Source organism: Arsenicicoccus sp. UBA7492 (genome assembly GCF_002479615.1).
GTDB lineage: Bacteria > Actinomycetota > Actinomycetes > Actinomycetales > Dermatophilaceae > Arsenicicoccus > Arsenicicoccus bolidensis.
The window spans coordinates 23,564-47,626 of record NZ_DLOE01000042.1 but is presented as its reverse complement, the minus strand read 5'-3'; the positions used below and the strand labels follow the sequence as shown (position 1 = coordinate 47,626).

General features: G+C 73.4%; 24 protein-coding genes and 1 tRNA gene. 12 read left to right on the top strand and 13 right to left on the bottom strand.

Annotated elements, in window-relative coordinates; genetic code table 11:
* On the top strand, positions 1-679 hold a 679-nt coding region (locus B4E97_RS12340; protein WP_286960063.1), incomplete at its 5' end, for an AMP-binding enzyme.
* On the opposite strand, the gene B4E97_RS12335 is transcribed toward B4E97_RS12340, so the two are convergent.
* Both B4E97_RS12335 and B4E97_RS12330 read right to left on the bottom strand, forming a co-directional pair.
* On the bottom strand, positions 680-2,305 hold the full coding sequence (locus tag B4E97_RS12335; protein ID WP_239264273.1) for a hypothetical protein: 1,626 nt from the start codon (positions 2,303-2,305) through the stop codon (positions 680-682).
* 73 nt (positions 2,306-2,378) lie between these two features.
* Entirely contained in the window at positions 2,379-3,191 is an 813-nt protein-coding gene (locus B4E97_RS12330; protein WP_239264271.1) for a glycerophosphodiester phosphodiesterase family protein, read from the bottom strand.
* Positions 3,192-3,442: 251 nt separating this feature from the next.
* On the opposite strand from B4E97_RS12330, the gene nhaA reads away from it, so the two are divergent.
* The 4 genes from nhaA to B4E97_RS12310 all read left to right on the top strand — a co-directional run bounded on the left by nhaA (position 3,443) and on the right by B4E97_RS12310 (position 7,559).
* Positions 3,443-4,813: a Na+/H+ antiporter NhaA gene (gene nhaA / locus B4E97_RS12325; protein ID WP_286960062.1), complete on the top strand. Its 1,371-nt coding sequence runs from the start codon at positions 3,443-3,445 to the stop codon at positions 4,811-4,813.
* Positions 4,810-5,673, top strand: a complete 864-nt coding sequence (locus tag B4E97_RS12320) for a YwiC-like family protein (protein WP_286960061.1) — start codon at positions 4,810-4,812, stop codon at positions 5,671-5,673. The genes nhaA and B4E97_RS12320 overlap by 4 nt, the downstream gene beginning before the upstream one ends.
* A gap of 179 nt (positions 5,674-5,852) precedes the next feature.
* A complete protein-coding gene (locus tag B4E97_RS12315) occupies positions 5,853-6,449 on the top strand; it encodes a phage holin family protein (protein ID WP_029212948.1) in 597 nt (198 codons plus the stop codon).
* 180 nt (positions 6,450-6,629) lie between these two features.
* Complete coding sequence (locus tag B4E97_RS12310) at positions 6,630-7,559, top strand: alpha/beta fold hydrolase (RefSeq protein WP_286960059.1); 930 nt, start codon at positions 6,630-6,632, stop codon at positions 7,557-7,559.
* A 187-nt stretch (positions 7,560-7,746) separates the two neighbouring features.
* On the opposite strand, the gene B4E97_RS12305 is transcribed toward B4E97_RS12310, so the two are convergent.
* From B4E97_RS12305 to nth, 3 genes are read right to left on the bottom strand one after another with little or no spacing between them, the layout of a single operon-like run.
* Complete coding sequence (locus B4E97_RS12305; protein ID WP_286960058.1) at positions 7,747-8,952, bottom strand: MarP family serine protease; 1,206 nt, start codon at positions 8,950-8,952, stop codon at positions 7,747-7,749.
* A gap of 6 nt (positions 8,953-8,958) precedes the next feature.
* The gene (locus tag B4E97_RS12300; RefSeq protein WP_286960056.1) at positions 8,959-9,612 is read right to left on the bottom strand and encodes an NUDIX hydrolase; all 654 of its coding nucleotides are present in this window, start codon (positions 9,610-9,612) and stop codon (positions 8,959-8,961) included.
* Positions 9,609-10,415 carry an endonuclease III gene (gene nth, locus B4E97_RS12295; RefSeq protein WP_019285155.1) on the bottom strand — a complete coding sequence of 269 codons (807 nt, stop codon included), beginning with the start codon at positions 10,413-10,415 and terminating at the stop codon, positions 9,609-9,611. Before nth ends, B4E97_RS12300 begins: the two co-directional genes overlap by 4 nt.
* A 63-nt stretch (positions 10,416-10,478) precedes the next feature.
* Between nth and B4E97_RS12290 the strand changes: the two genes are divergently transcribed.
* Positions 10,479-11,156, top strand: a complete 678-nt coding sequence (locus B4E97_RS12290) for a Crp/Fnr family transcriptional regulator (RefSeq protein ID WP_029211765.1) — start codon at positions 10,479-10,481, stop codon at positions 11,154-11,156.
* Between the two features lie 116 nt (positions 11,157-11,272).
* On the opposite strand, the gene B4E97_RS12285 is transcribed toward B4E97_RS12290, so the two are convergent.
* Genes B4E97_RS12285 through B4E97_RS12270 form a run of 4 tightly spaced genes read right to left on the bottom strand, consistent with a single transcriptional unit; the run spans position 11,273 to position 13,674 of the window.
* Positions 11,273-12,118 carry an MBL fold metallo-hydrolase gene (locus B4E97_RS12285; protein WP_376786868.1) on the bottom strand — a complete coding sequence of 282 codons (846 nt, stop codon included), beginning with the start codon at positions 12,116-12,118 and terminating at the stop codon, positions 11,273-11,275.
* The gene (locus B4E97_RS12280; RefSeq protein ID WP_019285158.1) at positions 12,115-13,020 is read right to left on the bottom strand and encodes an NUDIX hydrolase; all 906 of its coding nucleotides are present in this window, start codon (positions 13,018-13,020) and stop codon (positions 12,115-12,117) included. Before B4E97_RS12280 ends, B4E97_RS12285 begins: the two co-directional genes overlap by 4 nt.
* Before the next feature lie 7 nt (positions 13,021-13,027).
* Positions 13,028-13,504 (bottom strand): RidA family protein, encoded by a 477-nt coding sequence (locus tag B4E97_RS12275; RefSeq protein WP_286960055.1) that lies wholly within the window; start codon positions 13,502-13,504, stop codon positions 13,028-13,030.
* A gap of 14 nt (positions 13,505-13,518) precedes the next feature.
* Positions 13,519-13,674, bottom strand: coding sequence for a hypothetical protein (locus B4E97_RS12270; protein ID WP_286960054.1), 156 nt, complete (start codon positions 13,672-13,674; stop codon positions 13,519-13,521).
* 51 nt (positions 13,675-13,725) lie between these two features.
* Between B4E97_RS12270 and B4E97_RS12265 the strand changes: the two genes are divergently transcribed.
* Complete coding sequence (locus B4E97_RS12265; protein WP_286960053.1) at positions 13,726-14,766, top strand: ArsA-related P-loop ATPase; 1,041 nt, start codon at positions 13,726-13,728, stop codon at positions 14,764-14,766.
* Positions 14,763-15,938, top strand: coding sequence for an ArsA family ATPase (locus B4E97_RS12260; protein ID WP_286960052.1), 1,176 nt, complete (start codon positions 14,763-14,765; stop codon positions 15,936-15,938). The genes B4E97_RS12265 and B4E97_RS12260 overlap by 4 nt, the downstream gene beginning before the upstream one ends.
* A 40-nt stretch (positions 15,939-15,978) precedes the next feature.
* On the opposite strand, the gene B4E97_RS12255 is transcribed toward B4E97_RS12260, so the two are convergent.
* Positions 15,979-16,308 carry a WhiB family transcriptional regulator gene (locus B4E97_RS12255; protein ID WP_034252972.1) on the bottom strand — a complete coding sequence of 110 codons (330 nt, stop codon included), beginning with the start codon at positions 16,306-16,308 and terminating at the stop codon, positions 15,979-15,981.
* A 186-nt stretch (positions 16,309-16,494) separates the two neighbouring features.
* On the opposite strand from B4E97_RS12255, the gene B4E97_RS12250 reads away from it, so the two are divergent.
* Positions 16,495-18,900: a penicillin-binding protein gene (locus tag B4E97_RS12250; RefSeq protein WP_029211759.1), complete on the top strand. Its 2,406-nt coding sequence runs from the start codon at positions 16,495-16,497 to the stop codon at positions 18,898-18,900.
* A gap of 338 nt (positions 18,901-19,238) precedes the next feature.
* Here B4E97_RS12250 and B4E97_RS12245 read toward each other — a convergent pair whose 3' ends face one another.
* Positions 19,239-19,691, bottom strand: coding sequence for a GatB/YqeY domain-containing protein (locus B4E97_RS12245; protein ID WP_029211758.1), 453 nt, complete (start codon positions 19,689-19,691; stop codon positions 19,239-19,241).
* Positions 19,692-19,780: 89 nt separating this feature from the next.
* Here B4E97_RS12245 and B4E97_RS12240 point away from each other — a divergent pair, with 89 nt between their 5' ends.
* From B4E97_RS12240 to B4E97_RS12230, 3 genes are all read left to right on the top strand, one after another.
* Entirely contained in the window at positions 19,781-20,725 is a 945-nt protein-coding gene (locus B4E97_RS12240; protein WP_286960049.1) for a metallophosphoesterase, read from the top strand.
* A gap of 73 nt (positions 20,726-20,798) precedes the next feature.
* Positions 20,799-20,875, top strand: a tRNA-Pro gene (locus B4E97_RS12235).
* A gap of 272 nt (positions 20,876-21,147) precedes the next feature.
* Complete coding sequence (locus B4E97_RS12230) at positions 21,148-22,302, top strand: NAD(P)/FAD-dependent oxidoreductase (RefSeq protein ID WP_286960048.1); 1,155 nt, start codon at positions 21,148-21,150, stop codon at positions 22,300-22,302.
* 52 nt (positions 22,303-22,354) lie between these two features.
* On the opposite strand, the gene B4E97_RS12225 is transcribed toward B4E97_RS12230, so the two are convergent.
* Together B4E97_RS12225 and B4E97_RS12220 are read right to left on the bottom strand one after the other, a co-directional pair.
* Entirely contained in the window at positions 22,355-22,996 is a 642-nt protein-coding gene (locus B4E97_RS12225) for a phosphoesterase PA-phosphatase (protein ID WP_156911357.1), read from the bottom strand.
* The gene (locus B4E97_RS12220) at positions 22,993-23,928 is read right to left on the bottom strand and encodes a pirin family protein (RefSeq protein WP_029211754.1); all 936 of its coding nucleotides are present in this window, start codon (positions 23,926-23,928) and stop codon (positions 22,993-22,995) included. Before B4E97_RS12220 ends, B4E97_RS12225 begins: the two co-directional genes overlap by 4 nt.
* Positions 23,929-24,063 lie beyond the last annotated feature (135 nt).

Genomic DNA, 24,063 nt, shown 5'->3' with positions numbered 1-24,063 from the left:
CAGCCCCCTGCCGGGCGTCACCTCGCTGGAGCCGGGCTCGGCGCAGCGGCCCATCCCGGGCATCAGCGCCGAGATCCTCGACGACGCGGGCGAGCCGTTCACCGAGGCCGAGAAGGTCGGCTACCTCGTGCTCACCAAGCCGTGGCCGTCGATGCTGCGCGGCATCTGGGGCGACCCGGAGCGCTACAAGGACACCTACTGGAGCCGCTTCGGCGAGAAGTACTACTTCGCCGGCGACGGCGCGAAGTACGACGCGGACGGCAACATCTGGCTGCTCGGCCGGGTCGACGACGTCATGAACGTCTCGGGCCACCGCCTGTCCACCGCCGAGATCGAGTCGGCCCTGGTGTCGCACCCGTCGGTGGCCGAGGCGGCCGTCGTCGGGGCGGCGGACGACACGACCGGTCAGGCCGTGTGCGCGTTCGTGATCCTGCGCGAGGGCGCGCAGCAGAGCGACTCCACGGTCGAGGAGCTGCGGTCCCACGTCGCCAAGGAGATCAGCCCGATCGCCAAGCCCAAGTCGGTCATGATCGTCACCGAGCTGCCCAAGACGCGATCCGGCAAGATCATGCGGCGCCTGCTCAAGGACGTCGCCGAGGGCCGCGAGATCGGCGACTCGACGACGCTGACGGACGCCTCGGTCATGGACTTCATCAAGCAGGGGATGTCCCAGGACTGACTACCGAGGGAAGGTGCGGAGGGCGGGGACGACGACCGTCGGCGGGCCGGGCACCCGCTCGACGGCGTCCGTCTCGACGTCCCAGCGCAGCATGACCGGCGCCTTGCCGTCGTCCGGGTTCACCGCCAGCAGCAGGGTGCGCCCGTCCTCCCACCCCGAGATCATCGTCGCCGGCGACCGCATGGCGGGGTTGCTGCCGCCATAGGCCCGCCAGCGTCCGCTGTGCAGGTCCATGACCTGCACGGGCCCCGCGGTCCGGGCCTGGTATCGCCCGTCCGGGCTGGTCGCCGTCGGCGCCATGGCCTCCGTCGGCAGGCACGGGTGCGACGTCGACGTGATGTCGCTGACCGGCACCCGGTAGGTGCACGCGCGTCCGTCGTCCAGGCGCATGACATAGGCCGGGTCGCCCTGCGAGTCCGGCGCGACGACCGCGTCGTCCGGCAGGTCGAGGTGGCGCATCCGTTGCCCCAGCTCCCAGAGGAAGTGGAGCGTGCCCTGCCGGCCCTCCGCCGGCGTCGGGTCGCCGCTCGGGCCGGCCGTGCCGGTCGGCGTGGGTGTCTCGGGCATCACGGTCTGCATGATCAGGACCCCGCGCGTGGTCCAGGACGCCACCCACGCGGAGGTCGGCACCTCCTGACGCGCGACCTCGGTGCCCGTCGCGGCGTCGATCACCCGGACCGTGAACGGCGCCGGACCCCCGTCGGTCGCCCACTCGACGTAGGCCAGCCGGGACCCGTCCGGGGACACGGCGAAGCCACTGATCTCGCCACCCGCCGCCCTGACCGGCGCCCCCTGTCCCTTCCACCACCGCAGCTCCGTCCCCATCTCGCCCTGGCCGCCCTGGTCGGCGAGGACCACGACGGCGCCGCCGTCCGGTCCGAAGGCCACCGGCGTGACCATCGCCAGGTCCGGCCTGCCGGAGGACCGCGCCAGGCGGGTCGTGCCCGAGCCGCGCACCAGCCACAGGTCCGCGCCCTGCTGCTCGACGCGGGGCAGGGCGCTCGTCCGGCGGCCTGCCGCCGTGCCGAGGGCGGCCTCGTAGGCCTCGAGCGGCAGGACGTCCGGCTCCGGGACGGGGGTCGGCTGCGCCGACCCGCTCTGGGTCGGCGTCCACGACGGGGTCGTGGACGAGGGCGGGTATGCCGTGGGCGACGCCGCACCGCCGCTCGAGGTCGGGGACGCGGTGGGTGACTGCGTGGTCGTGGGCGAAGGCGTGCCGTCACGCAGCCGGTCGACGGCGACCCACCCGCCGGCGACCACGAGTGCTCCGGCCAGCGCCAGGGCGGTGACCTGGCGACGACGGTGGGCGGTCGTCATACGGGCCCGCACGTCGTCGGCCGAGACGGGGCACACCCCGTCGCCGGCGAGGCTCGCGGCGCGTCCCCACAGGGCGTCGAGGTCGTCGTGGTCGGGCTGGGGCACGTCCTGCTCGCGGGCGGCCAGCCGGATCCGGCGCTCGGCGACGGCTCGCACCTGGCCGTGGGAGGCCTCACCGCGCCGCCCAGCCAGGGTGACGAGCACGTCCTCGGTCACCTCACGGGCGGCGGGCCGGGGCACGATCGCCTGCGCCCAGCGCCAGACGAGCGGGCCGGCGCGACGCACCAGACCGTCGAGGTCGTCGACCATGCGGGCACCCCCTGGCTCGTCGGCACGTCCCAGCTGCTCGAAGGACTGCTCCTCGGAGGACGCAGCGAGCCTGTCACAGGTTGCCCGGCAGCCCCACCTCGTGCTCGTCGGCGGCCGGAACCGCGCCAGGCATCGGCACCCAGTCGCCGCGGGCGACCAGGACCTCGCGCAGCAGGTCGGGGCGGTCCGAGATGACGCCGTCGACGCCGAGCGACAGCAGGCGGTCCATCGCGACCGGGTCGTTGCACGTCCAGGTGATGACCCGCACCCCGACGGAGTGGGCCAGGTGCACCACCTCCTCGACGAAGATCGGGACGCGCCCCAGCTGGATCGGCACGTGCGCGAACGGCGCCGAGCCGATCCAGCGCGGCACGGGCACGCCGGCGCGCGAGCAGGCGATCAGCGTGGTCAGGGAGCGCCAGCCGAGGGAGGTGGCCACGCCCGGGGCACCCTCGCGGACCCGACGCAGCCAGCCGTCCCACGCGCCGGCGACGCACACCCGCTCGCGATAGCGCCGGATCCGCAGGACCTGCACCAGCGGCTCGAGTGCGGACTCGTCCTTGAGGTCGATCGAGAAGCACGCGTCGGGGAAGGCCTCGAGCGCCTCCACCAGGGTCGGCACCTGCTCCTGCCCGCACACCCGCAGCCGCTGGAGCTCGCGCAGGCTGCGGCCTGCCACTGGGCCGGTGCCGTCGGTGATGCGGTCGAGCGTCTCGTCGTGGAAGCACACGAGCTGTCCGTCGGCGGTGAGCCGCACGTCGGACTCGAGGTAGCGCACCCCGAGCGCCACCGATCGCTCGAACGCCGCCAGGGTGTTCTCGGGGGCCAGCTGCGCGCCACCGCGGTGCGCGAGCGCCAGGGGGAAGGGACCGTCGCCGTAGGCCATGTCTCCATGGTCAGGGCCTCGCCGGGCTGCTGGGGGCCGTGCCCGGGGTCCACGACGAGGTGTTCACCGGGGCTTCCCGATCCGGCCATGCGTTGCTCGGACGCCGGTGGCCGCGCGACCTCTCGCGCTCCCAGAGCGCCCGAGCGACCGCTCGGACGCGATAGAATGCCCGTTGGTGTGCCGGGAAGTCTGGTCGGCGTCGTCCCTCGCGACCCCTCGACCGGGTCCCCACCTCGTCCGCGAAAGGCATCATGCCAGCGAACTCCCCGCGCCCCTCCGCCACCGGCAGCTCCCGACTCTTCGCCCGCGGCAGCTGGCGCGAGACCCAGCGCATCACCGCGGCGCTGCGCACCGAGACCGTCGGAGGCGCCCTCCTCCTCGTCGCGGCCCTGGCCGCCCTGGTCTGGGCCAACACGCCCTGGCGGGAGTCGTATGCCGCTCTCCGCGACCTGCACGTCGGCCCATCGGCGCTGCACCTCGATCTCTCGGTCGGGCACTGGGCGGCCGACGGCCTGCTCGCGATCTTCTTCTTCGTCGCCGGCATCGAGCTCAAGCACGAGTTCACGCGCGGCGACCTGTCCGACATCCGCAAGGCGACCGTCCCCGTGGCGGCGGCCTGCGCCGGCGTGATCCTGCCCGCCCTGCTCTTCCTGGGTGTCGGGATGCTGCGCGGCGGGGGCGGTGACGTCCTGCGCGGCTGGGCCATCCCCACCGCCACCGACATCGCGTTCGCCCTCGCGGTGCTCGCCGTCATCGGCACCCACCTGCCGTCCGCGCTGCGGTCCTTCCTGCTGACGCTGGCCGTCGTCGACGACCTCATCGCGATCACGATCATCGCCGTCGCCTACACCGAGTCGCTGCAGGCCCTGGCGCTGCTCGCCGCCCTCGTCCCCCTCGCGGCGTTCGCCCTGGCGACGCGGCGCGGCTGGACCTCCCCGTGGCTGCTGATCCCGTTGGCGCTGCTCACCTGGGGCCTGGTCCACGCGTCCGGGATCCACGCGACCGTCGCCGGCGTCCTGCTCGGCCTGGTCACCCCGGTCGACGTCGGCCACCGACTCGAGCACGTCGTGCGCCCCGTGTCGGCGGGCGTGGCGGTGCCGCTGTTCGCGTTCTTCGCGGCCGGCGTCACGGTCGTGGGTGGCGGCTTCGGCGAGGCCGTCAGCGACCCGGCCGCGCAGGGCGTCGTCGCCGGCCTGGTCGTCGGCAAGTTCGTCGGGATCCTCGGCGCGACCTGGCTCCTGGCCCGCTTCACCAAGGCCGAGCTCGACAGCGACCTCGCCTGGGCCGACATCGCCGGCCTGTCCCTGCTGGCTGGCATCGGGTTCACGGTGTCGCTGCTGGTCGGCGAGCTGGCCTACGGCGCCGGCTCCGCGCGGGACGACCACGTCAAGCTGGCCGTCCTGCTGGGCTCGCTGGTCGCGGCCGTGCTCGCGTCGGTCGTCCTGCGCAGCCGCAACCGGCACTACGCCCGGATCGCGGCGCGCGAGGCCGAGGACCTCGACCTCGACGGTGTCCCGGACGTCTACGAGGCCCACGGCAGCATCACCCCCGACGGCCTCAAGGACGGCCGTCACCGCGGGCGCCAGGACGGGCGTCGCGAGGATGGCACGCTGTCCTCATGACCCGAGGCAGGAAGCGCGCCCCCGGCTGGGTCCCCCAGCAGCACGGTGCCTGGGCCATGCTCGTGGTCCCCGCGGTGACCGGCGCGGTGCTGCTGGTGCGCGACCACGGCTGGCGGTGGGTGGCCCTGCCGGTCCTCGTGATCACGGTCGTCGGCTACTTCCTGCTCAACGCGGTCACGTTGTGGCTCAAGGCTCGTCGCAAGCCCCGATACTGGCCCCCGGTCCGGGCGTATGCCGTCGCCGGAGGCGTCCTCGGGGTCGCCGTCATGGCGCTCGGACCCGGGCTCACGGGCTGGCTCGTCGTGGCCGCCCCGCTCCTGGCGGTGGCCCTGGTCCTCGCGTCGCGCCGTCGGGACCGGGCCACCCTCAGCGGGCTGGTCACCGTCACCGCGGCCTGCCTCGTGACGCCCGTCCTGTGGAGCGCAGGTCTGCCGGCCCGGCTCCCCCTGGGCGCGGTGAGCGCCGTCGCCGACGTCGCCGCGCGCCGACCCGACCAGGTCAGGGTCGTGGCGTTCGTGACGCTGCTGCAGCTGGCCTACTTCTTCGGCACGGTCGTCTATGTCAAGACGATGATCCGCGAGCGCGGGGACCGGCGCTGGTTCGCGGCGTCCGTGGCCTATCACGCGGCGGTGACGGCGGTGCTGCTCGCGGCGGCGCTGGGCGGCATACCGGCGCTGGCCACCGGTGTCTCGGGGGCCGCTCTCGTCCTGGCCACCGTGGTGCTGGCCCTCGCGACCGCACGCGCCTGGGCGATGCCGACCCTCGGCCCGCTGCGCGGGCGCCAGATCACGCCGCTGCAGGTCGGGCTCGTGGAGATCGGCTTCAGCGTGGCTGTGCTCGTCGCCTGCCTGCTGGCCTGACCCGACCGCGTCGTCCACAAGTCGTCCACCAGATCGTCCGAGGTGCGAGCCGTGCCCGCGTCGCGGAACCTCCCCCGGCGGCCACCGCGATGTAGGTATGGTTTCGGGTGAATGTGTGAATGACATGATCGAACCCTGCCCCGGGATCTCGATCCCACAGTCCACGAGGAGTCGCCCCCATGTCCACGTCCTACACCGAGCAGGAGCACGACGCTCGCCGCGCCGACCGCGACCGCGAGGCGCGCAACTACGGCAGCGACACCACTGCTCGCACCATCGGCCAGCTGGTCGCCGACGCGACGCAGGACGTGTCGAGCATCATGCGCAACGAGATCCAGCTCGCCAAGGCCGAGGTCAAGACCGACGTCGCCAAGGCCGGCAAGGGCATCGGCATGTTCGCCGGCGCGGGCGTCTTCGCCTTCCTCGCCCTGATCCTGCTGCTGATCGCCGCGGCCTACGGCCTGATCGCCCTCGGCCTGGCCCCGTGGCTGTCCTTCCTGATCGTCGCCATCGTGCTGCTGGTCGTCGCCGGCATCCTCGCGATGGTCGGCAAGAAGGCCCTGAGCACCGTCAACGTCAAGCCCGAGCGCACCATCCGCAACGCGCAGGAGACGGTCGAGGCCCTCAAGCCCAACACCTCCCGCCCGGCGGTCACCGAGCAGCGCACCGCGGCCTACGGCTCGGCCCGGGAGACCACGTCCCGCGAGGCCACGTCGACCTACGCGACGACCGACGCGACGGACACCCGCAGCGAGGCCGGCGCCACGCGCGCCTGAGCACCGACCACCTGGTCCGACCAGCGGCCCCCTCCCCACCAGGGAGGGGGCCGCTGTCGTCCCCACCCTCCGTCATGACTCAGCACCATGACCCTGCGTCACGGCCCTGCGTCATGACCCCACCCCGCCGACCCGCGAGCCGTTGGTGCGCCCCGCCCGACCTTTGCCAGGATGGGGCCGATGAACGACGGCACCATGCGTGACGCCGCCAGCACCCTGGTCCCGGGGCCCTGGCGGCACCGGTTCGTGTCCGCGAACGGCGCGAGGTTCCACGTCGCCGAGGCCGGGACCGGCCCGCTCGTGCTGCTGCTGCACGACTTCCCGCAGTTCTGGTGGGCCTGGCGGCACCAGCTGGTCTCGCTGGCCGAGGCCGGCTATCGCGTGGCTGCCCTTGACCTGCGGGGCTTCGGCTCGTCGGACAAGCCGCCCGTCGGCTATGACACCTTCACGTCCGCCGCCGACGTCGCGAGCGTGGTGCGCTCCCTCGGCGAGCGCTCGGCCGTGGTCGTCGGCCAGGGGCTCGGCGCCTGGATCGCCTGGTCGATGCCGTCCCTGCAGCCCCCGGCGACCCGAGCGGTGGTCGCGCTCGGCGCCCCGCACCCGCTCGCCCTGCGCACGGCGTCGTTGACCCTGCCCACGCAGATCCAGGCGGGCCGCACGTTCGCCGGGCTGCAGCGGCCGTTCGTGCCGGAGCGCCGCCTCGGCGACCCGGCCTCGGGCTACGTCGCGCGCATCCTCACCGAGTGGTCGGCCCCCGGCGCGACCTGGCTGGACGTCGACATCACCACCCGGTATGCCGAGCAGATGGCCCTGCCGTTCGTGGCGCACTCCGCGGCGGAGTACTACCGCTGGATGGCTCGCTCCCAGCTGTGGATCTCCGGGCGGCAGTGGGCCGCGGCGCTGCGTCGCCCCATGCGCGTGCCCGCCCTCCACCTGCACGGCGCCGAGGACCGCGCCGTGCTGCCGATCACGATGGGCGGCTCGGCACGCTACGCCGCGTCCGGCCTGGACGCCCACCTCTTGCCGGGCACGGGCCACTTCGTCGCCGAGGAAGCCCCGGACCGCGTGGACGCCCTGCTCCTCCCCTGGCTCGCCGCCTTGCCGCGCTGATCCCGCCCTGGGCGCCCCGGACGACACGAACTGAGCTCCCAGCTCACGACATGTCGCCTGACCCCTCCTTTCGGCGCCCCACACGACCCGAACTGAGCTCCCAGCTCACGACATGTCGCCTGACCCCTCCTTTCGGCGCCCCGCACGACCCGAACTGAGCTCCCAGCTCACGACATGTCGTGCGCGGTCAGGCGGCGGAGCAGGATCCCGTGGCGGCGGGCGAGGTGTCGGAGACACCCTCCGCGAGGATGGGCCGGGTGGCCGCGCTGGTCAGGGCGTAGCCCGTGCTGGGGTCGTCGACCGACTGGGCGAAGATCGTGCCCGCCACGCGTCCGTCGGTGGTGAGCAGCGGGCCGCCCGAGTTGCCGGGACGGACGGTGGCATAGAGGGAGTAGACCTGGCGCACGGCCCCCGTGCTGCCGTAGATGTCGGCGCCACGGGCCGACATGACCGAGCGGACGCGGGCGGCGCCGAGGCGATAGGGCCCGCCGCCGGGGAAGCCCGCGACCACCGCGTCCGCGTCGGAGCGCAGCGTGTCGGCGACCTGCAGCGGTCGCGCCCGCAGGGCGGGGACGTGCAGCACCGCCACGTCCAGGCGGGGGTCGAACGAGACGACGGTGGCGGCATACGACCGTCCCTGCCCACCGACCTGCACCCGGACCCGCTCGGTGCCGGCGACCACGTGGGCGTTGGTGACGACCCGCTGCGGCGACATCACCCAGCCGCTGCCGTCCTGCTCGCGACGGCACACGGGCGCGTCCCCGACGACCTTGACGATCGAGTCGCGCGCGGCGACCACGCCGGCCGTCTGGGCGACGCGCGGGTCCGGCGGGGCGGCGGGCGCGATCGGCTCGGCCCCCATCCCCTCGAAGACGCGGGGGAACTCGCTGGCCTCGACCTGCGACCGGAAGTCTGCGAACGCCCGCCCGACCTGGGCGGGCATCACCGCGTCGACGGCCCCGAGCACGCGCGACCCGGCGACGGTGCGGGCCACGCTCCCCGGCGCGGCCGTGCGCAGGGTGTCCCCGACGAACCAGTAGATCGTGGCCAGGACCAGCACCGACGCCACGGCCCCGGTGACGGCGTCCAGCAGCTGGGTGGGGCGCAGGCGGTTGCGCGACCGCAGGTGCGCGCCGAGACGTCCGAGCAGGGCCTCCCCGATCACCGCGAGCAGCAGGACCCCGAGCGCCAGGACCGCGGCCCGCAGCAGGAGGGAGTCACGCAGCGCCTGGGCGTTCTCGAGCAGCGGCGGCAGGGCGCGCAGGCCGAGGACGGCCCCGGCGACCAGGCCCGCCGTCGCGAAGGCGGACATGACCAGACCGCGACGCCAGCCCGCGGCGGCGTGCAGGCCGAGGGCGACGAGCAGGATCACGTCGAGGACGACTGGGCTCATGCCTGCTCAGCGCCACATGCGCTCGGGAAGTTCCTCGTGACGCGAGTCGTCCCACGGCTCGGCGAGACCCGCGAGGTCCAGCAGCTTGGCGATGATCCCCGCCGTGAAGCCCCAGACGAGCAGCCCGTCGACCTCGAACGCCGGCCCGCGGTAGCCGTTGGGATGCGTCACGGTGAACCGGTTGGCGGGGTCGACGAGCTCGGAGACGGGTGCCCGCAGGACCGAGGCGACCTCGCGCGGGTCGCCGGCCGTCAGCGGGTGGGGGTCGCGCCACCACCCGACGACGGGGGTGATCCCGAAGTCGCGGTGGGGCATGTAGAGCTCGGGCAGGGTCGCGAGCACGTCGATGGAGGACCGGTCCAGGCCCACCTCCTCGTGGGCCTCCCGCAGCGCCGCGTCGATGACGTCGCGGTCCTCCGGGTCGAGCGATCCGCCGGGGAAGGCGACCTGCCCCGCGTGCGTCCGCATCCCGTGCGCGCGCTCGGTGAGCAGGATGTCGTGGTCGCCCGGATCCTCGTCACGGGGGCCGACGAGGACGAGCACGCCGGCGCGCCGTCCCGCTCCGTGATCGGGCGGCAGGAAGCTTGAGTAGTAGTGGGCCGGGGTGGTCTCCACCTGGCCCACGAGCTCGTCCAGCCAGGTGGGCCGGGCCACCGTCATACGCCCTCCTGCGCCCAGCGGGCGGCCAGGCCCGAGGGGGCCTCTCCCAGCCGCTCCGGCCAGGGTGCGCCGGGGGCGAGCTCGAACTTGGCGAGCGTGCGCGCCTTGGTCGCGTCGGTCTCTCCCTCGCCGTATGACGGACAGAGGTCCGCCACGGGGCACACCCCGCACGCCGGCTTGCGGGCATGGCAGATGCGGCGTCCGTGGTAGATGAGGACGTGCGACAGCATCGTCCACTCCTTGCGGGGGAACAGCGCGCCGACCTCGTGCTCGACCTTGACCGGGTCCTCCTCGGCGGTCCACCCGAGGCGCCGCGCCAGGCGCCCGAAGTGCGTGTCCACCGTGATGCCCGGGACGTCGAACGCGTTGCCGAGCACGACGTTGGCGGTCTTGCGGCCCACGCCGGGCAGCGTCACGAGGTCCTTGAGGCGGCCCGGGACCTGCCCGTCATACCGCTCGACGAGGGCGGTCCCGAGCTTGATCAGGGCGTCGGTCTTGGCGCGGTAGAAGCCGGTCGGCCGGACCAGCTCCTCCAGCTCGGTGCGGTCCGCCGCTGCGTAGGCCGCCGCGTCCGGGTAGCGCGCGAAGACCGCCGGGGTGACCTTGTTGACCCCCACGTCGGTCGTCTGCGCCGACAGGACGGTCGCGACCAACAGCTCCAGCGGCGTCGTGAAGTCCAGCTCGGCGATGGCGTAGGGATAGGTGTCGTGCAGGACGCGATAGGTCCGTCGGGCGCGGCGCTTGAGCGCGAGCGGCGACTCGCCGGTGGGCGTCGGACGCGAGGCGGGATCGAGGGTGGACACCCGATCAGGCTACTCGTGCGGTCCGTCACACCCCTGCACGTCCGTGATGGCACAATGACCGACGTGGACAACGACGTGGTGAGAAGGTCTCCGCTCTTCGCGGCGCTCGACGACGAGGCAGCCAGCACGCTGCGGGCCTCGATGAGCCCCGTGAGCCTCGAGCGGGGAGAGGTGCTGTTCCACGAGGGAGCCCAGGGCGACGCCCTGTACATCATCGTCGACGGCAAGGTGAAGCTCGGGCGCACGAGCGGCGACGGGCGCGAGAACCTCTTCGCGGTGCTCGGGCCGGCCGAGATGTTCGGCGAGCTGTCGCTCTTCGACCCCGGCCCCCGCACGCTGACCGCCACCGCGGTCGCCGAGACCTCCCTGGTCGGCCTCGGCCACGACAGCCTGCGCACCTGGCTGGGCGCCCGCCCCGACGTCTCGCTCACCCTGCTGGCCGCGCTCGCCCGTCGCCTGCGCCGCACCAACGAGTCCCTCGCCGACATGGTCTTCACCGACGTGCCCGGCCGCGTGGCCAAGGCCCTCGTCGACCTGTCCCGCCGCTTCGGTCGCCCCTGCGAGGACGGCGTCCTCGTCGCGCACGACCTCACCCAGGAGGAGCTGGCCCAGCTCGTCGGCGCCTCGCGCGAGACGGTCAACAAGTCGCTGGCCGACTTCGCCGGCCGCGGCTGGATCCGTCTCGAGGCCCGCTCGGTCGTGCTGCTGGACATCGAGCGCCTCTACCGCCGCGCCCGCTGAGGATTTCTCCGGCCGTATGCCGGAGGCCCGCCCCTGACTCGGCCCCACGCGCCCTGAGAGGTCACTTCTCGCTGTCTCAGCGGGCCTTTTATCGTTCAACGTGCCCTCGCGGGTCGCTACCCGTCGGTGACGGCCGCGGCATCAGGGCTGGTGGGCAGGTAAGCGATCTGGGCGAGCACGCTGAGCCGGGCCGCGGGCCAGACCTCGCGCGGCACGTCGGCATACACCCGCTCGACCACCTCGTCGGCGGTGGTGTCTCCGGCGGCGAGGGCGGCGCGCACCTGGTCGAGCCGGTCGGCGCGGTGCCGCAGGTAGTAGGCGACGGCCTCGTCCGCCGCGTCGACCGTCGGCCCGTGCCCGGGCAGGATCCGGGTGACGGCGCCGCTGCCGGTCAGCGACCGGAGGCGCCGCAGCGAGGCGAGGTAGTCGGCGAGCACGCCGTCGGGGTGCGCCACGACCGTGGTGCCGCGACCCAGCACGGTGTCGCCGGTCAGCACGGTGTTGTCGGCCGGGAGCACGAAGGACACGGAGTCGGACGTGTGGCCCGGCGTCGCCAGGACGGCCACCTCGAGGTCACCGACGTGCAGCACCGAGCCCTCGCGCAGGTCGTGGTGACCGTCCCCGATCGCCTGCACCCGGGTGCCCGTGAGCTCGGCGAACCTGCCTGCACCCTCGGCGTGGTCGGCGTGGCCGTGGGTAAGCAGGGTGTGGGTGACGCGGGCGCCGCGCTCCTCGACGAGCGAGATCACGGCGCGCAGGTGCTGCTCGTCCAGCGGCCCTGGGTCCACGACCGCCACGGCACCGCTGCCCGGCTCCGCGAGCACCCACGTGTTGGTGCCGTCCAGGGTCATCGGGCTGGGGTTGGGGGCGAGGACACAGGTTGCCCGCGAGGTCACGGCACCGCCGAGCCAGGGCGTGGCGGTCGGTGGCGGCTGCACCAGGCGGGTGCCAGGGGCGGTCACGAGCGGGCTCCGGTGTCGGGCACCCGAGCGCGCATCCAGATCCGCCCCTCGTCGTCCTCGACCAGGTCGGGCGAGATCGACCAGACCAGGGGCTCCTCGGCGACGAACGAGGCCGAGGACGCGGCGCCCGCCAGCTGCTCGACAGCCACCAGGGTGGGCGGCAGCATGAGCACCGAGCCGTCACGCGCGCCGGCGAGCACGTCCGCCGGACGCCACCACCCCGCGGCGTCGGCCTCGGAGGTCGCGTCGTCGGGGACCTGCCCGACCGGCAGCAGCGCCGCGAAGAACGCCGTGTCGTAGCGCCGCGGCTCGAACTCCGGGGTCACCCAGTGAGCGCGATAGGACAGCAGGTCGGACCGCAGCACGAGCCCACGGCGCCGCAGCAGCTCGGTGAACGACAGCTCGCGGGCCTCGAGCGCGACCCGGTCGGCGTGCCACCCCGCGTCGCGCACGTCCTCGACGACGGTGGTCGCGTCGGGCCCCGCCAGCAGCACCCCGCACTCCTCGAACACCTCGCGCACCGCGGCCACGACGAGCTGCTGGGCGACGTCGTCGGGGCAGTCCATCCGAGCCGCCCAGGACGCGGGCGAGGGCCCGGCCCAGTGCTCGGCGACCAGGGCGGGGTCGGCGTCGCGCGGGTCCACCCCGCCGCCGGGAAAGACCATCATGCGGGGGGCGAACGCCATCGAGGCGACACGGCGCAGCATGAACACCTCGACGCCGCACGATGACTCGTCGTCGGCGGCCCCGCTCACGGACGCGTCGCGGACCAGCTGCACCGTGGCGGCATACCGCGGGACCTGGTGCCGACGCACCTCGGCGTCGCCGTCGAGCCACGCGCGGGCGCGCGTCCCGAGCCCGCCCGCGGGGAAGTCGCGCACGACCCCGCCCTGGTCGCCCATCACGTCCTCAGTCGTCGGCGAGCGCGACGGTGATCTCGACCTCGACCGGCGCGTCGAGCGGCAGGACGGCCACCCCGACCGCGGACCGCGCGTGCACCCCGCGGTCGCCGAAGGCATGCCCGAGCAGCTCGCTCGCGCCGTTGACGACGCCGGGCTGGCCGGTGAAGGACGGGTCGCTCGCGACGAACCCGACCACCTTGACGACCTGCGCGACCTGGTCGAGGTCACCCACGACCGACTTCACGGCGGCGATGGCGTTGAGGGCGCACACCTGCGCGAGCTCCTTGGCGCGCTCGGGGCTCACGAGCCCGTCGCCCTCGCCGACCTTGCCGGTCTCGGCGAGCGAGCCCTGGACCATCGGCAGCTGCCCGGAGGTGTGGATGCGCCGGCCGTCGCGCAGCGCCGGGACGTAGGCCGCGACGGGGGCGGCGACGTCGGGGACGCTGAGCCCGAGCTCGGCGAGACGATCCTCGACTGCACTCATGGCGCGACTCCTCGTCAGTCCTGCTTGGGGCGCTTGAGGTAGGCGACGAGGTTGCCCTCGCCCGACTGCAGGACGGTGACGAGCTCCCACCCGTCCTGCCCCCACTGGTCGAGGATCTGCTTGGTGGCGTGGACGATCAACGGCACGGTGGCGTACTCCCAGGTGGTCATGCCCGCACTCTAGCGACCACGGCCGAGGGTCACAGCACTAGCATCAGCCGTATGCCGACCGCGCCCACCCCCGACCTCTGGCCGGACGCCTGGCGCGAGGCCCGGCTGCACGTGGTCACCGGCAAGGGCGGCACCGGCAAGACGACGGTGGCGGCGGCGATGGCCACGGCGCTGGCCGAGTCCGGGCGCCGGGTGCTGCTGGCCGAGGTCGAGCAGCGTCAGGCGTTGGCCCCCGTGCTCGGGTGCAGCCCGCTCGACGACCACGAACGCCTGGTGCACGTGACGCCGGCGGGCGGCGAGCTGCACGCGCTGGCGGTCGATGCGCGGGCCTCGCTGATGGAGTACCTCCGCGTCCACTACCACCTCGGCCCCGCCGGGACGGTGCTGGACCAGGTGGGTGCCGTCGACCTGGCGACCAGCATCGCGCCGGGCCTCGGGGACGTGCTGGTGATGGGCAAGCTCTACGAGGCCACCCGCCGCACCCCCCGCCACCAGCGGCGTCGCGGCACGCCCGAGAGCTATGACGTGGTCGTCGTGGACGCGCCGCCGACCGGTCGGGTGGTCCGCTTCCTCGAGGCCAACGCCGAGGTCGCCGACCTGGCGCGCGTGGGGCCGATCAAGGCGCAGGCCGACGCGGTCACGGCGGTCGTCCACTCGGACCAGACCGTGGTCCACCTCGTGACGGTCCTCGAGGAGATGCCCGTGACCGAGACCGTCGAGGCGATCACCGAGCTGCGGGCCGCGGGCCTGCGCACGGGTCTGCTCGTGGTCAACCAGGTCCGCGACGACGGGCTCGGCGAGGACGACCTCGACGCCTTCCACGCGGCGGTCGACGGCGACGTCGACCTGACGGCCATCGCCGAGGAGCTGCGCGCGGCGCAGGTCCCCGACCCCGACGAGACCGCCCGCCGGCTCCTCGAGCACGCCCGCGGTCACGCCGAGCGACTCCTGGCCGAGGGCGAGCAGCAGGAGATCCTCGACGCCCTGGAGCTCCCCACCGTCCTGCTGCCCACGCTCGAGGGCGGCGCCGGTCCGCGCACCCTCCCCCGGCTCGCGGCCGCGCTCACCTCGCAGGTCGGAGCGCTCGTATGACGACCCCGCCCCGCCCCGGCGCCCGGCATACGGCCTCGGACCTCGCCGCCCTGGTCCGGGACCCGGCCACCCGCGTGGTGCTCTGCTGCGGCTCGGGCGGGGTGGGCAAGACCACGACGTCCGCGGCCCTCGCCCTGCACGCCGCCGAGGCCGGACGCCGCGTGGTCGTGCTCACCATCGACCCGGCGCGCCGGCTCGCCCAGTCGCTCGGGCTGTCCGAGCTCGACGACCGCCCGCGGACCGTGGTCGGCATCGACGAGACGCGGGGCGGGCGCCTGGACGCGATGATGCTCGACATGAAGCGAACCTTCGACGAGGTCGTCGTGGCGCACGCGACCCCGGAGGCCGCCGAGCAGATCCTCGCCAACCCCTTCTACCAGTCGGTGTCGAGCTCGTTCGCGGGCACGCAGGAGTACATGGCGATGGAGAAGCTCGGCCAGCTCCGCACGCAGGCCGAGCGGGACGGCACGTGGGACCTGATCGTCGTCGACACGCCCCCGAGCCGGTCCGCGCTGGACTTCCTGGACGCGCCCGAGCGGCTCGGGTCCTTCCTCGACGGCCGGCTGATCCGGCTGCTCACGGCCCCCGCACGACTCGGGGGACGGGTCGGTGTGCGGGCGCTCGGTGGCGGCATGGCGCTGGTGTCGGGCGTGCTGTCCAAGGTGCTGGGGACGCAGCTGCTCGGGGACGTGCAGACCTTCGTGACGGCGCTGGACACGATGTTCGGCGGCTTCCGCGAGCGCGCCGAGCAGACCTATGCCCGGCTCTCGGAGCCGGGCACGGCGTTCGTGGTGGTGGCGACGCCCGAGGTGACGGCGCTGCGCGAGGCGGACTACTTCCTGCGGCGCCTGCGGTCCGAGGGGATGCCGGCCGCCGCGCTGGTCCTCAACCGGCTCGTGCGCCCAGCGACGGGGACGCTGGACGCACGAGGGGCGGACGGGGCCGCGGAGCGACTGACGGGAGGGAGTCAGGAGGCTGGGGCGGCCCGGGCGGCCCGGGCACTGCTGCGGGTGGGGGCTGCGTCGGACCGGGTGGCGGAGCGCCACGCGCAGGTGCTGGCGGAGCTGCGGTCGAGCCGCCCCGGCCTGCTGGTCAGCGTGGCGGCCGCGGAGGCGACGGACGTGCACGACCTCGCCGCGCTGCGGCGGGTGGGGGCGTCCCTCGCGGGCTGACGCACCCTCGTCGAGCCGGTCGGCGTGCGTGAGGTGCGGGTCAGGCGACCTTGTTGGGGTTGCTGCGGTTGAGCATCGCCTCGAGCACGGGACGCCACGACTGGACGTCCGGGCGGCGCTTGAGCAGGGCACGGCGCTCGCGCTCGGTCATGCCGCCCCACACACCGAACTCCGTGCGGTTGTCGAGGGCGTCGGCCAGGCAATCGGCGATGACCGGGCACCCGACGCAGATCTGCTTGGCCTGCTGCTGGGCGGCTCCCTGGACGAACAACGCGTCGGGGTCCTGCGCCACGCAGTTGCCGAGCGGTGCCCACTCCTGGATCCACTGCTGGCCGGCGCGCTCACCAGAGCGCGCAGTCAGAACAGTCATGTCGAAAGCCTCCCAGTCTTCACCCGTAAGGGTAGGTGTTCTTCGGTTCGCGACACATGGCTCGTCCGGGGGGTTACGGTCGATCACAAGGACTAGTCACACGTGCTGCGGTTGGTGTCTTCTGTGCTGTAAACGCGCCCCCCGGCGGTGAGTTACGGGTGGAGCGAAAAAAAGTACGCTGGGCCCATGAAGCAGGGACGACTGAGCGCCATCCCCACCGTGATGAGCCTGTTGGCGGCATTCCTCGCCGTCTCCGTGGTCGGTGGGTTCCTCGGGGCGGGGCTGCTCATCCCAGCCACGGCGATGATGGGGACCGTCGTCAAGTCCGGCACGGAGGTCTACGAAGCTCTTCCCACGGAGTTCACCTCCGTGGTGCCTCAGCAGCAGTCCGAGCTGCTCGCCTCCGACGGCAAGACCGTCATCGCCACGCTCTACAGCGAGAACCGCATCGTCGTGCCGCTGAGCGCGATCTCGCCGTGGATGCAGAAGGCGCAGGTGTCGATCGAGGACCACCGCTTCTACGAGCACGGGGGCGTCGACCTCGAGGGCATCGGCTCGGCGGTCGCCGGCGCGGCGCTGGGCGGGACCGCCCGCGGCGCCTCGACCCTCACGCAGCAGTACGTCAAGGTCACCCTCGAGAAGGCTGCCCTGGATCGCGGCGACACCAAGGCGGCCAAGGCGGCCAAGGCCGTGACGGCCTCCCGCAAGCTGCAGGAGCTCAAGTACGCCGCCCAGGTCGAGAAGGAGATGACCAAGGAGCAGATCCTGCAGAACTACCTCAACCTGGTCTACTTCGGGGACCAGGCGTATGGCGTGGAGGCCGCTGCGCGGCACTACTTCAGGACCACGGCGGCCAAGCTGACGATCCCGCAGGCCGCGACCCTCGCCGGTGTCGTCCAGCAGCCGGGCGCCAACGACCCCGTCAAGAACCCCAAGGCCGCTCTCACCCGCCGCAACGTCGTGCTGGACGCGATGCACCGGTACGGCTACATCGACGCGACCCAGCTCAAGACCGCCAAGGCCTCGCCCCTGGGTGTCATCAAGGCCGACCCGCCCAAGAACAGCTGCGCCGCGTCGAGCTACCCCTACTGGTGCAACTACGTCGTCAACTACCTCAAGACGCTGCCGGCCTTCGGCACGCAGCCCAACGAGCGCGAGGGTCGGATCCGCCGCGGCGGCTACCGCATCGTGACGACCCTCGACCCCGACCTGCAGGAGCGCGCCGCCGAGTCCATGGGCCGGATCATCTCGCCGCAGGACTACCCGACGTTCGGCGCGGCCGCGACCACGATCGAGTCCAACACCGGCAAGATCCGCGCGATGGTCCAGTCGACGAGCTACAACCCGACCGGCAAGCCGGAGCCGGGCAAGACCCAGGTCAACTGGGGCGCGGACTTCCGCTACGGCGCCTCGGGCGGCTTCAGCGTCGGCTCAACCATGAAGCTCTTCGCCGTGATCGAAGCCCTCAAGCAGGGCAAGGGCGAGAGCTATGTCATCCCGGACATCCGCCCCCCGGGCACCCCCTGGTACCCCCGTGACTTCCAGAACGGCTGCACCACGGGTGCCGGCGCGCCCTGGACACCGGGCAACGCCGAGGGTGACGACCCCCCGCCCGGAGCGGACATCGGGATCGCCACGCGCAACTCGATCAACACCGCCTTCGTCGCGCTGGCCGCCGACATCGGCACCTGCAACATCCGCAACACGGCGCTCGCCATGGGGATGCACAACTCGCGCCGCTCGGCCGAGGACGGCTCCCAGGACGGCAAGCCGCTCAGCACCTATCCCCCCACCCTGCTCCTCGGTGAGGACGCCAGCCCCGAGACCATGGCCCAGATGTACGCCATCGTCGCCAACCGCGGCATCTCCTGCCCCAACACGCCGCTCGAGTCGGTCACCGACAGCGACGGCAAGAAGGTCGACCTGCAGCTGCCGGGATGCCGCCGCGTGCTGGAGGAAGGCATCGCCAACCAGGCCGCCGGGATCTTCCAGACCGTCATGACCGAGGGCACGGGCCGTCCCGTCCAGATCGGCCGCCCGTCCATCGGCAAGACCGGCACCGACGCCGACAACGAGACCTGGTTCGTCGGCGCCACCCCGCAGTACTCCACCGCCGTCTGGGCGGGCACCCCCGACCAGAACAACGGGTCCTGGGCCCGCATGCGCCTGCACTCCGTCGACGGGAACGCGCGCTACTACCCGAAGGCCATGGGCTACCTGATCCCCGGCCCGATCTGGCAGGGCGTCATGCGGGCCGCGCACGACGGCAAGCCGGTCGTTCCGTTCGGCCAGGCCGCTCAGCCCGCCGACGACGGACGCACCGTCGACATCCCGGACGTCCGGGGCATGTCGGTCGACGAGGCCACGAGCGCGATCGAGGCGGCCGGCTTCCGGGTCACCGTGGGCGGTCGCGTCGCCAGCGGCTACCCCCGCGGCACGGTCGCCCGCACCCGCCCGACGGATCGCGCCCCCAAGGGCAGCGCGGTGACGCTCCGCATCTCCACCGGCGTCCGCTCGACCCCCCGCGCGCCCACCGCCAACCGCGCGGCCGCACCCCCAGCAGCACCCCCCGCGGCTCCCCCGGCGCCCTGACCTACCTCAGGTAGGCACATCAGCCCGCCTTAGCACCCCGGGTCGATGTGCCTACCTGAGGTAGGCACATCAGCCCGCCTTAGCACCCGGGTCGGGCGGATGAAGCACAGGACGAGCCCGTATGCCGAGGCGCCCGCCCCCACGTGGGGGCGGGCGCCTCGCGCGTGCTGCGCCGGTGGCGGCGACCGGTTCCTGTGGCGACGGCCAGTGCACGCGGCGTGCTGCAGCACGCCACAACCGCCATCCGGTGCCACGGCCGCTGCTGGACACCACGAACGCCAGAACCTCGACGACGACGACGACCGGGCGGAGCGGCGCGGTCCGGGAGCGGCGACCCGTCAGGAGGCGAGGGCCCGCTTCACGGCTGCGGCGATCCGTCCGCCCTCGGCCTGCCCCGCCGCCTTGGCCTGGGCGGCCTTCATGACCTGGCCCATCTGCGGCATACCGGTCGCGCCCGTCTCGGTCACGGCCTCGGCGACCAGCGCGTCGATGGCCGCGTCGTCCAGCTGCGCCGGCAGATAGCCCTCGAGCACCGCGCGCTCGGCCTCCTCGACCTCCGCGAGCTCCGGCCGTCCCGCCGCCTGGTAGGCCTCGACCGCGTCCGTCCGCTTCTTGGCCTCCTTGGTCAGGACCTTGAGGACGTCGGCATCGGTCAGCTCGTGGTGCTCCCCCGCCACCTCGGCGGTCGTCACGGCGGTCAGCGCCATGCGCAGCGTGGCGGTGCGGACCTGGTCGCGGGCGCGCATCGCCTCGGTCAGGTCGTGCTGGAGGGTCTGCTTCAGAGTGCTCATGGGCACCAGTGTCCTCCCCCGCCACCGTGCGGTCACCCGAGATGACGTCGGGCCGTCATACGGGCTGGATGTCTGGGAGCATGGCCGTGATGAACACTCTCGCGCGCACCCTCACCGGCGTCACCGCGGCCGGAGCCGCCACCCTCGCGTATGCCTCGTTGGTCGAGCGCAACTCCTTCACGCTGCGGCGGGTCACCGCGCCCGTGCTGCCGCGTGGCTCCGCCCCCTTGCGCGTCCTGCACGTGTCCGACATGCACCTGGTGCCGTCGCAGCGGCGCAAGATCGAGTGGGTGCGCTCGTTGGACGCGCTCGAGCCGGACCTGGTGATCAACACCGGCGACAACCTCGCCCACCTCCAGGCCGTGCCCGCGGCGCTGGACGCGATGGGCTCGCTGATGGAGCGGCCGGGCGCCTTCGTGATGGGGTCCAACGACTACTTCGCGCCGGTCATCAAGAACCCCTTCCGCTACTTCACCTCCGACCATGCCCGCGTCGAGGGCGATCGCACCCGGCTGCCGACGCAGGACCTCGTGCGCGGCTTCGAGAACGCCGGCTGGCTCAACCTCAACAACCGCCGCGGCCACCTGAGCGTCGAGGGCCTGGACCTCGAGCTGGTCGGCGTCGACGACCCGCACATCGAGCGGGACCGGTATGACGAGGTCGCGGGGCCCGCCGACCCCGACGCCGCCCTCACGATCGGGGTGGCGCACGCGCCGTACCTGCGCACGCTGGACGCCTTCACGCGCGACGGTGCCGACCTGGTGATGGCCGGTCACACGCACGGCGGGCAGGTGTGCGTCCCGTTCTACGGCGCGCTGGTCACCAACTGCGACCTCGGCCGCGAGCGGGTCAAGGGCCTGTCCCGCTGGTGGCCCGGCTGCGACAACGCCCCGTCGTCCGAGGCGCCCGACGACGCCGCGTGGCTGCACGTGTCGGCGGGCTTCGGCACGTCCCCGACCGCGCCCGTGCGGTTCGCCTGCCGTCCCGAGGCGACCCTGATCACCCTGCGCGCGCGGGACCGGGCTCGGGACTGACGGCGCCGGTCGGCGTCGGACCGGACCGATTCGTGTCCGGGGGCGTTCGTCGGCTATCCTCGGTCAGTCAACACGGGGTGTGGCGCAGCTTGGTAGCGCGCGTCGTTCGGGACGACGAGGTCGCAGGTTCAAATCCTGTCACCCCGACCAGTTGAGCAACCGGCTCTGATCCGCGGCAACGCGGGCCAGGGCCGGTTTTCTTCTCTCCCAGCGCCGGGACCGGGTGGCCATTCGTGCGCTCGGAGCTCACGTAGGTCCGGATCTGAGCCTCCGGATCGCGCGTTCGTGAGCTGCGAGCGCGGGGATGCCCGAGGACGCGGGCCGGATGATGGGGCCCAGCCGGGGTATGCGATCGAGGCACACAGGGTCGGCGCACCGCGACCGCGCCTCCCGAGGACACGCATCGAACGAGCGGAGCCGCCATGAGCCACGGACTGGTCGTCGTCGGATCGGGACCTGCGGGGGTGAGGGCCGCCCAGGCCTATCGCGATGCCGGTGGCCCCGGGCCGGTGCTGGTCGTGACGGCGGACGGGCATCCGCCATACCAGCGGCCCCCGCTCAGCAAGGACGTCCTGCGCGGGGATCTGCCCCCAGAGCCGGTCGCGATCGACGACGCCGACCCCGAGCTCACCGGGATCACCGTCGAGCTCGGCGCCCACGTGGATCGCATCGACCCCGACGCCCGGGTGATCCACGCCGGGGGCCGTGAGATCCCGTATGACGCACTGGTGCTCGCCTCGGGGGCCACCCCCGTCCGGCTGCCCACCGCAGACCCCGACGCGGACGTGCACCTGCTGCGCAGCCTCGCCGACGCCGAGCGCCTGGTGGAGGCGGCGAGCCATGAGCGGTCGGCGGTCGTGATCGGGTCGGGGTTCATCGGCTGCGAGGCGGCCGTCTCGCTGGCCCGGCGCGGCATCGACGTCACGATCGTCACGACCGAGCAGGCGCCCCAGGCCGCACGGCTCGGCGACCGGGCGTCGCGGCTGCTCCAGGACTGGCTGGTCGAGGAGGGCGTCGCGCTGGTCACCGGCGTGGAGGTCACGAGCGTGCGGGCGCCGCGCGAGGTGCACCTGTCCGACGGCACGACGCGCTCCCCCGACCTCGTCCTGGCTGCGCTGGGGGTCGCCCCGTCGACGGACTACCTTGCGGGGACGGGGATCTCGACGCACGAGGGGCGCGTGGTGGTCGACGACCGGCTACGCACCTCGGTCGACGGCGTCTGGGCGGCCGGCGACGTGACCCGCGCCCACAACGCCGCCGCGGGGCGTCCGCTGCACGTCGAGCACTGGGGCGACGCGCTGACCATGGGCGAGATCGCGGGGCGCAACGCCGCAGGTGGGGACGAGTCCTGGACCGCGGTGCCGGGCTTCTGGTCGCAGATCGGTGACCGGTGGCTCAAGCACGCGGCGTGGGGCGACGGCTTCGACGAGGTCCGGGTCGCTGAGCGGCCGGGGGGGCTCACCGTCTGGTATGCCCAGGACGGGATCGTCGTCGGGGCGCTGACCTACGAGGCGGACGACGACTACGAGCGGGCGGAGCAGCTGGTCACCGAGGGCGCCTCGATCGACGACGTCTGACGCTGGCCTGGCCTGGCTGCCCGGCCCGGCCTGGCGGCGCTGGACGGGCGACTCAGATCGTCGTGTGGTCGATCAGGGCGGTGACGAGCACCCCCACCACCAGACCCACCGCGACCTGCGCGCGGCTGTGCCTGCCCGCACGGACCCGAGCCCAGGCGGCGAGCGCCAGCACGGGGACCCCCACCAGCAGGAACCCCGGGCCGAGCTCGCGCGTGAGCACCACGACGGACACCGTGGTCACGGCGGCGTGGAAGGACGCCTTGTGCCACCGGGACACGCCGCCGAGGACGAGCAGGCCCACCAGGACCGTCGCGACCAGGGCGACGAGCGGGCGGGGCGCGCCGACGAGGGCGAGCGTCACCAGCCCCACGACCACCGAGGCGAGCGCCGCGAGGAGCGGGATCCGGCGCTGCTCGCGGATCACCACCTGACGGTCCGTGACGTGCCCGCGACCGACGAGGGCGGCCAGGACGGCATACGGCACGACCACGCAGAAGGTGGTGGCGGCCACCGCCCACCCCAGCCCGCTCGCGACCGTGGGGCTGTGGCGCAACGAGACCACCAGCGCCAGCACGAGCGTCTGCCAGCTCGGGTCGAGCACCCGCCCGACCACGTCGGCCCAGCGGGACGGTGGCGCACCGAGCAGGCGCACGACGTCCGGGTGGCCGTCCCAGGGGTCCTTCGTGGAGCTCATGACCGCCGGGGTGGGCGCGGGCGCATGGGCGCTGCCGGCAGGGTGGGGGCGGGCAGGACGGACGTGGCCGGCCATCCCGGCACCGCACCGAACCGCTCAGGACGGTCACCATCGTCGTCCGCGCCGATCGCCGTCATCCAGTCCGCGCGGGCGGCGCGCACCTCCTCGTCGCTGCCACCGACGAAGTTCCACCACATGACGAGGGACTCGTCCATCGGCTCCCCGCCGATCAGCAGCAGGCGCGCTCCGTGGGCCCCGGCCCGCACGCCGAGGTTGGTGCGTCCCGCGTCGAGGAGCCGGAGGCTGCCGGGCGCGACGACGTGCCCGTCGACGACCACGACCCCGCAGTCGACGAGGACCGCGTGCTCGTATGCCGGGTCCAGCCGCACGGCGCGCTCCGCCTCGGGACGGACGACGAGCTCCGCTGCCACCGTGGGCGACTCGACCTCGACGGGAGACGTGACCCCCTGGAGCGATCCGATCGCGACGCGCAGCGTGCCGTGCTCGTCCTGCTCGGGCGTGGGGGCGTGGTGCTCGAACCGCGGTGCCACGCCCCGGGATCCGCTGGGCAGGGCCAGCCACAGCTGGGCGCCGCGCAGGGTCGTCGTGGCGTCCGTCGAGACCTCGGAGTGGGCGATGCCGTCGCCGGCGGTCATCAGGTTGAGCTCACCGGGACGCACGACCACCGAGGTGCCGAGGCTGTCGCGGTGCTCGAGCTCCCCGTCGAAGAGCCAGCTCACCGTGGCCAGCCCGATGTGCGGGTGGGGCGGCAGGAGCATCCCGCCGGTGACCGCCACGTCGTCGGGCCCGTAGTGGTCGACGAAGCACCACGGCCCCACCAGGGTCCGGTCACGGTGGGGCAGCGTGCGGCGGACGGTCATGGCCCGCGGGCCGCCGAGCGGAACGAGTCGAGGCGCCAGGGCGTGCGTCATACGAAGTCCATTGCCCCAGAACGGGTCAGAGGGAGACGCATGAGGGAACCATGCCACTCCGAGGGGCGACTGCCAAGCGAAGGCGATACGCTGACCTTTGTTCCTCAAAATCCCGTAATTACTCCCCGGCGCTGA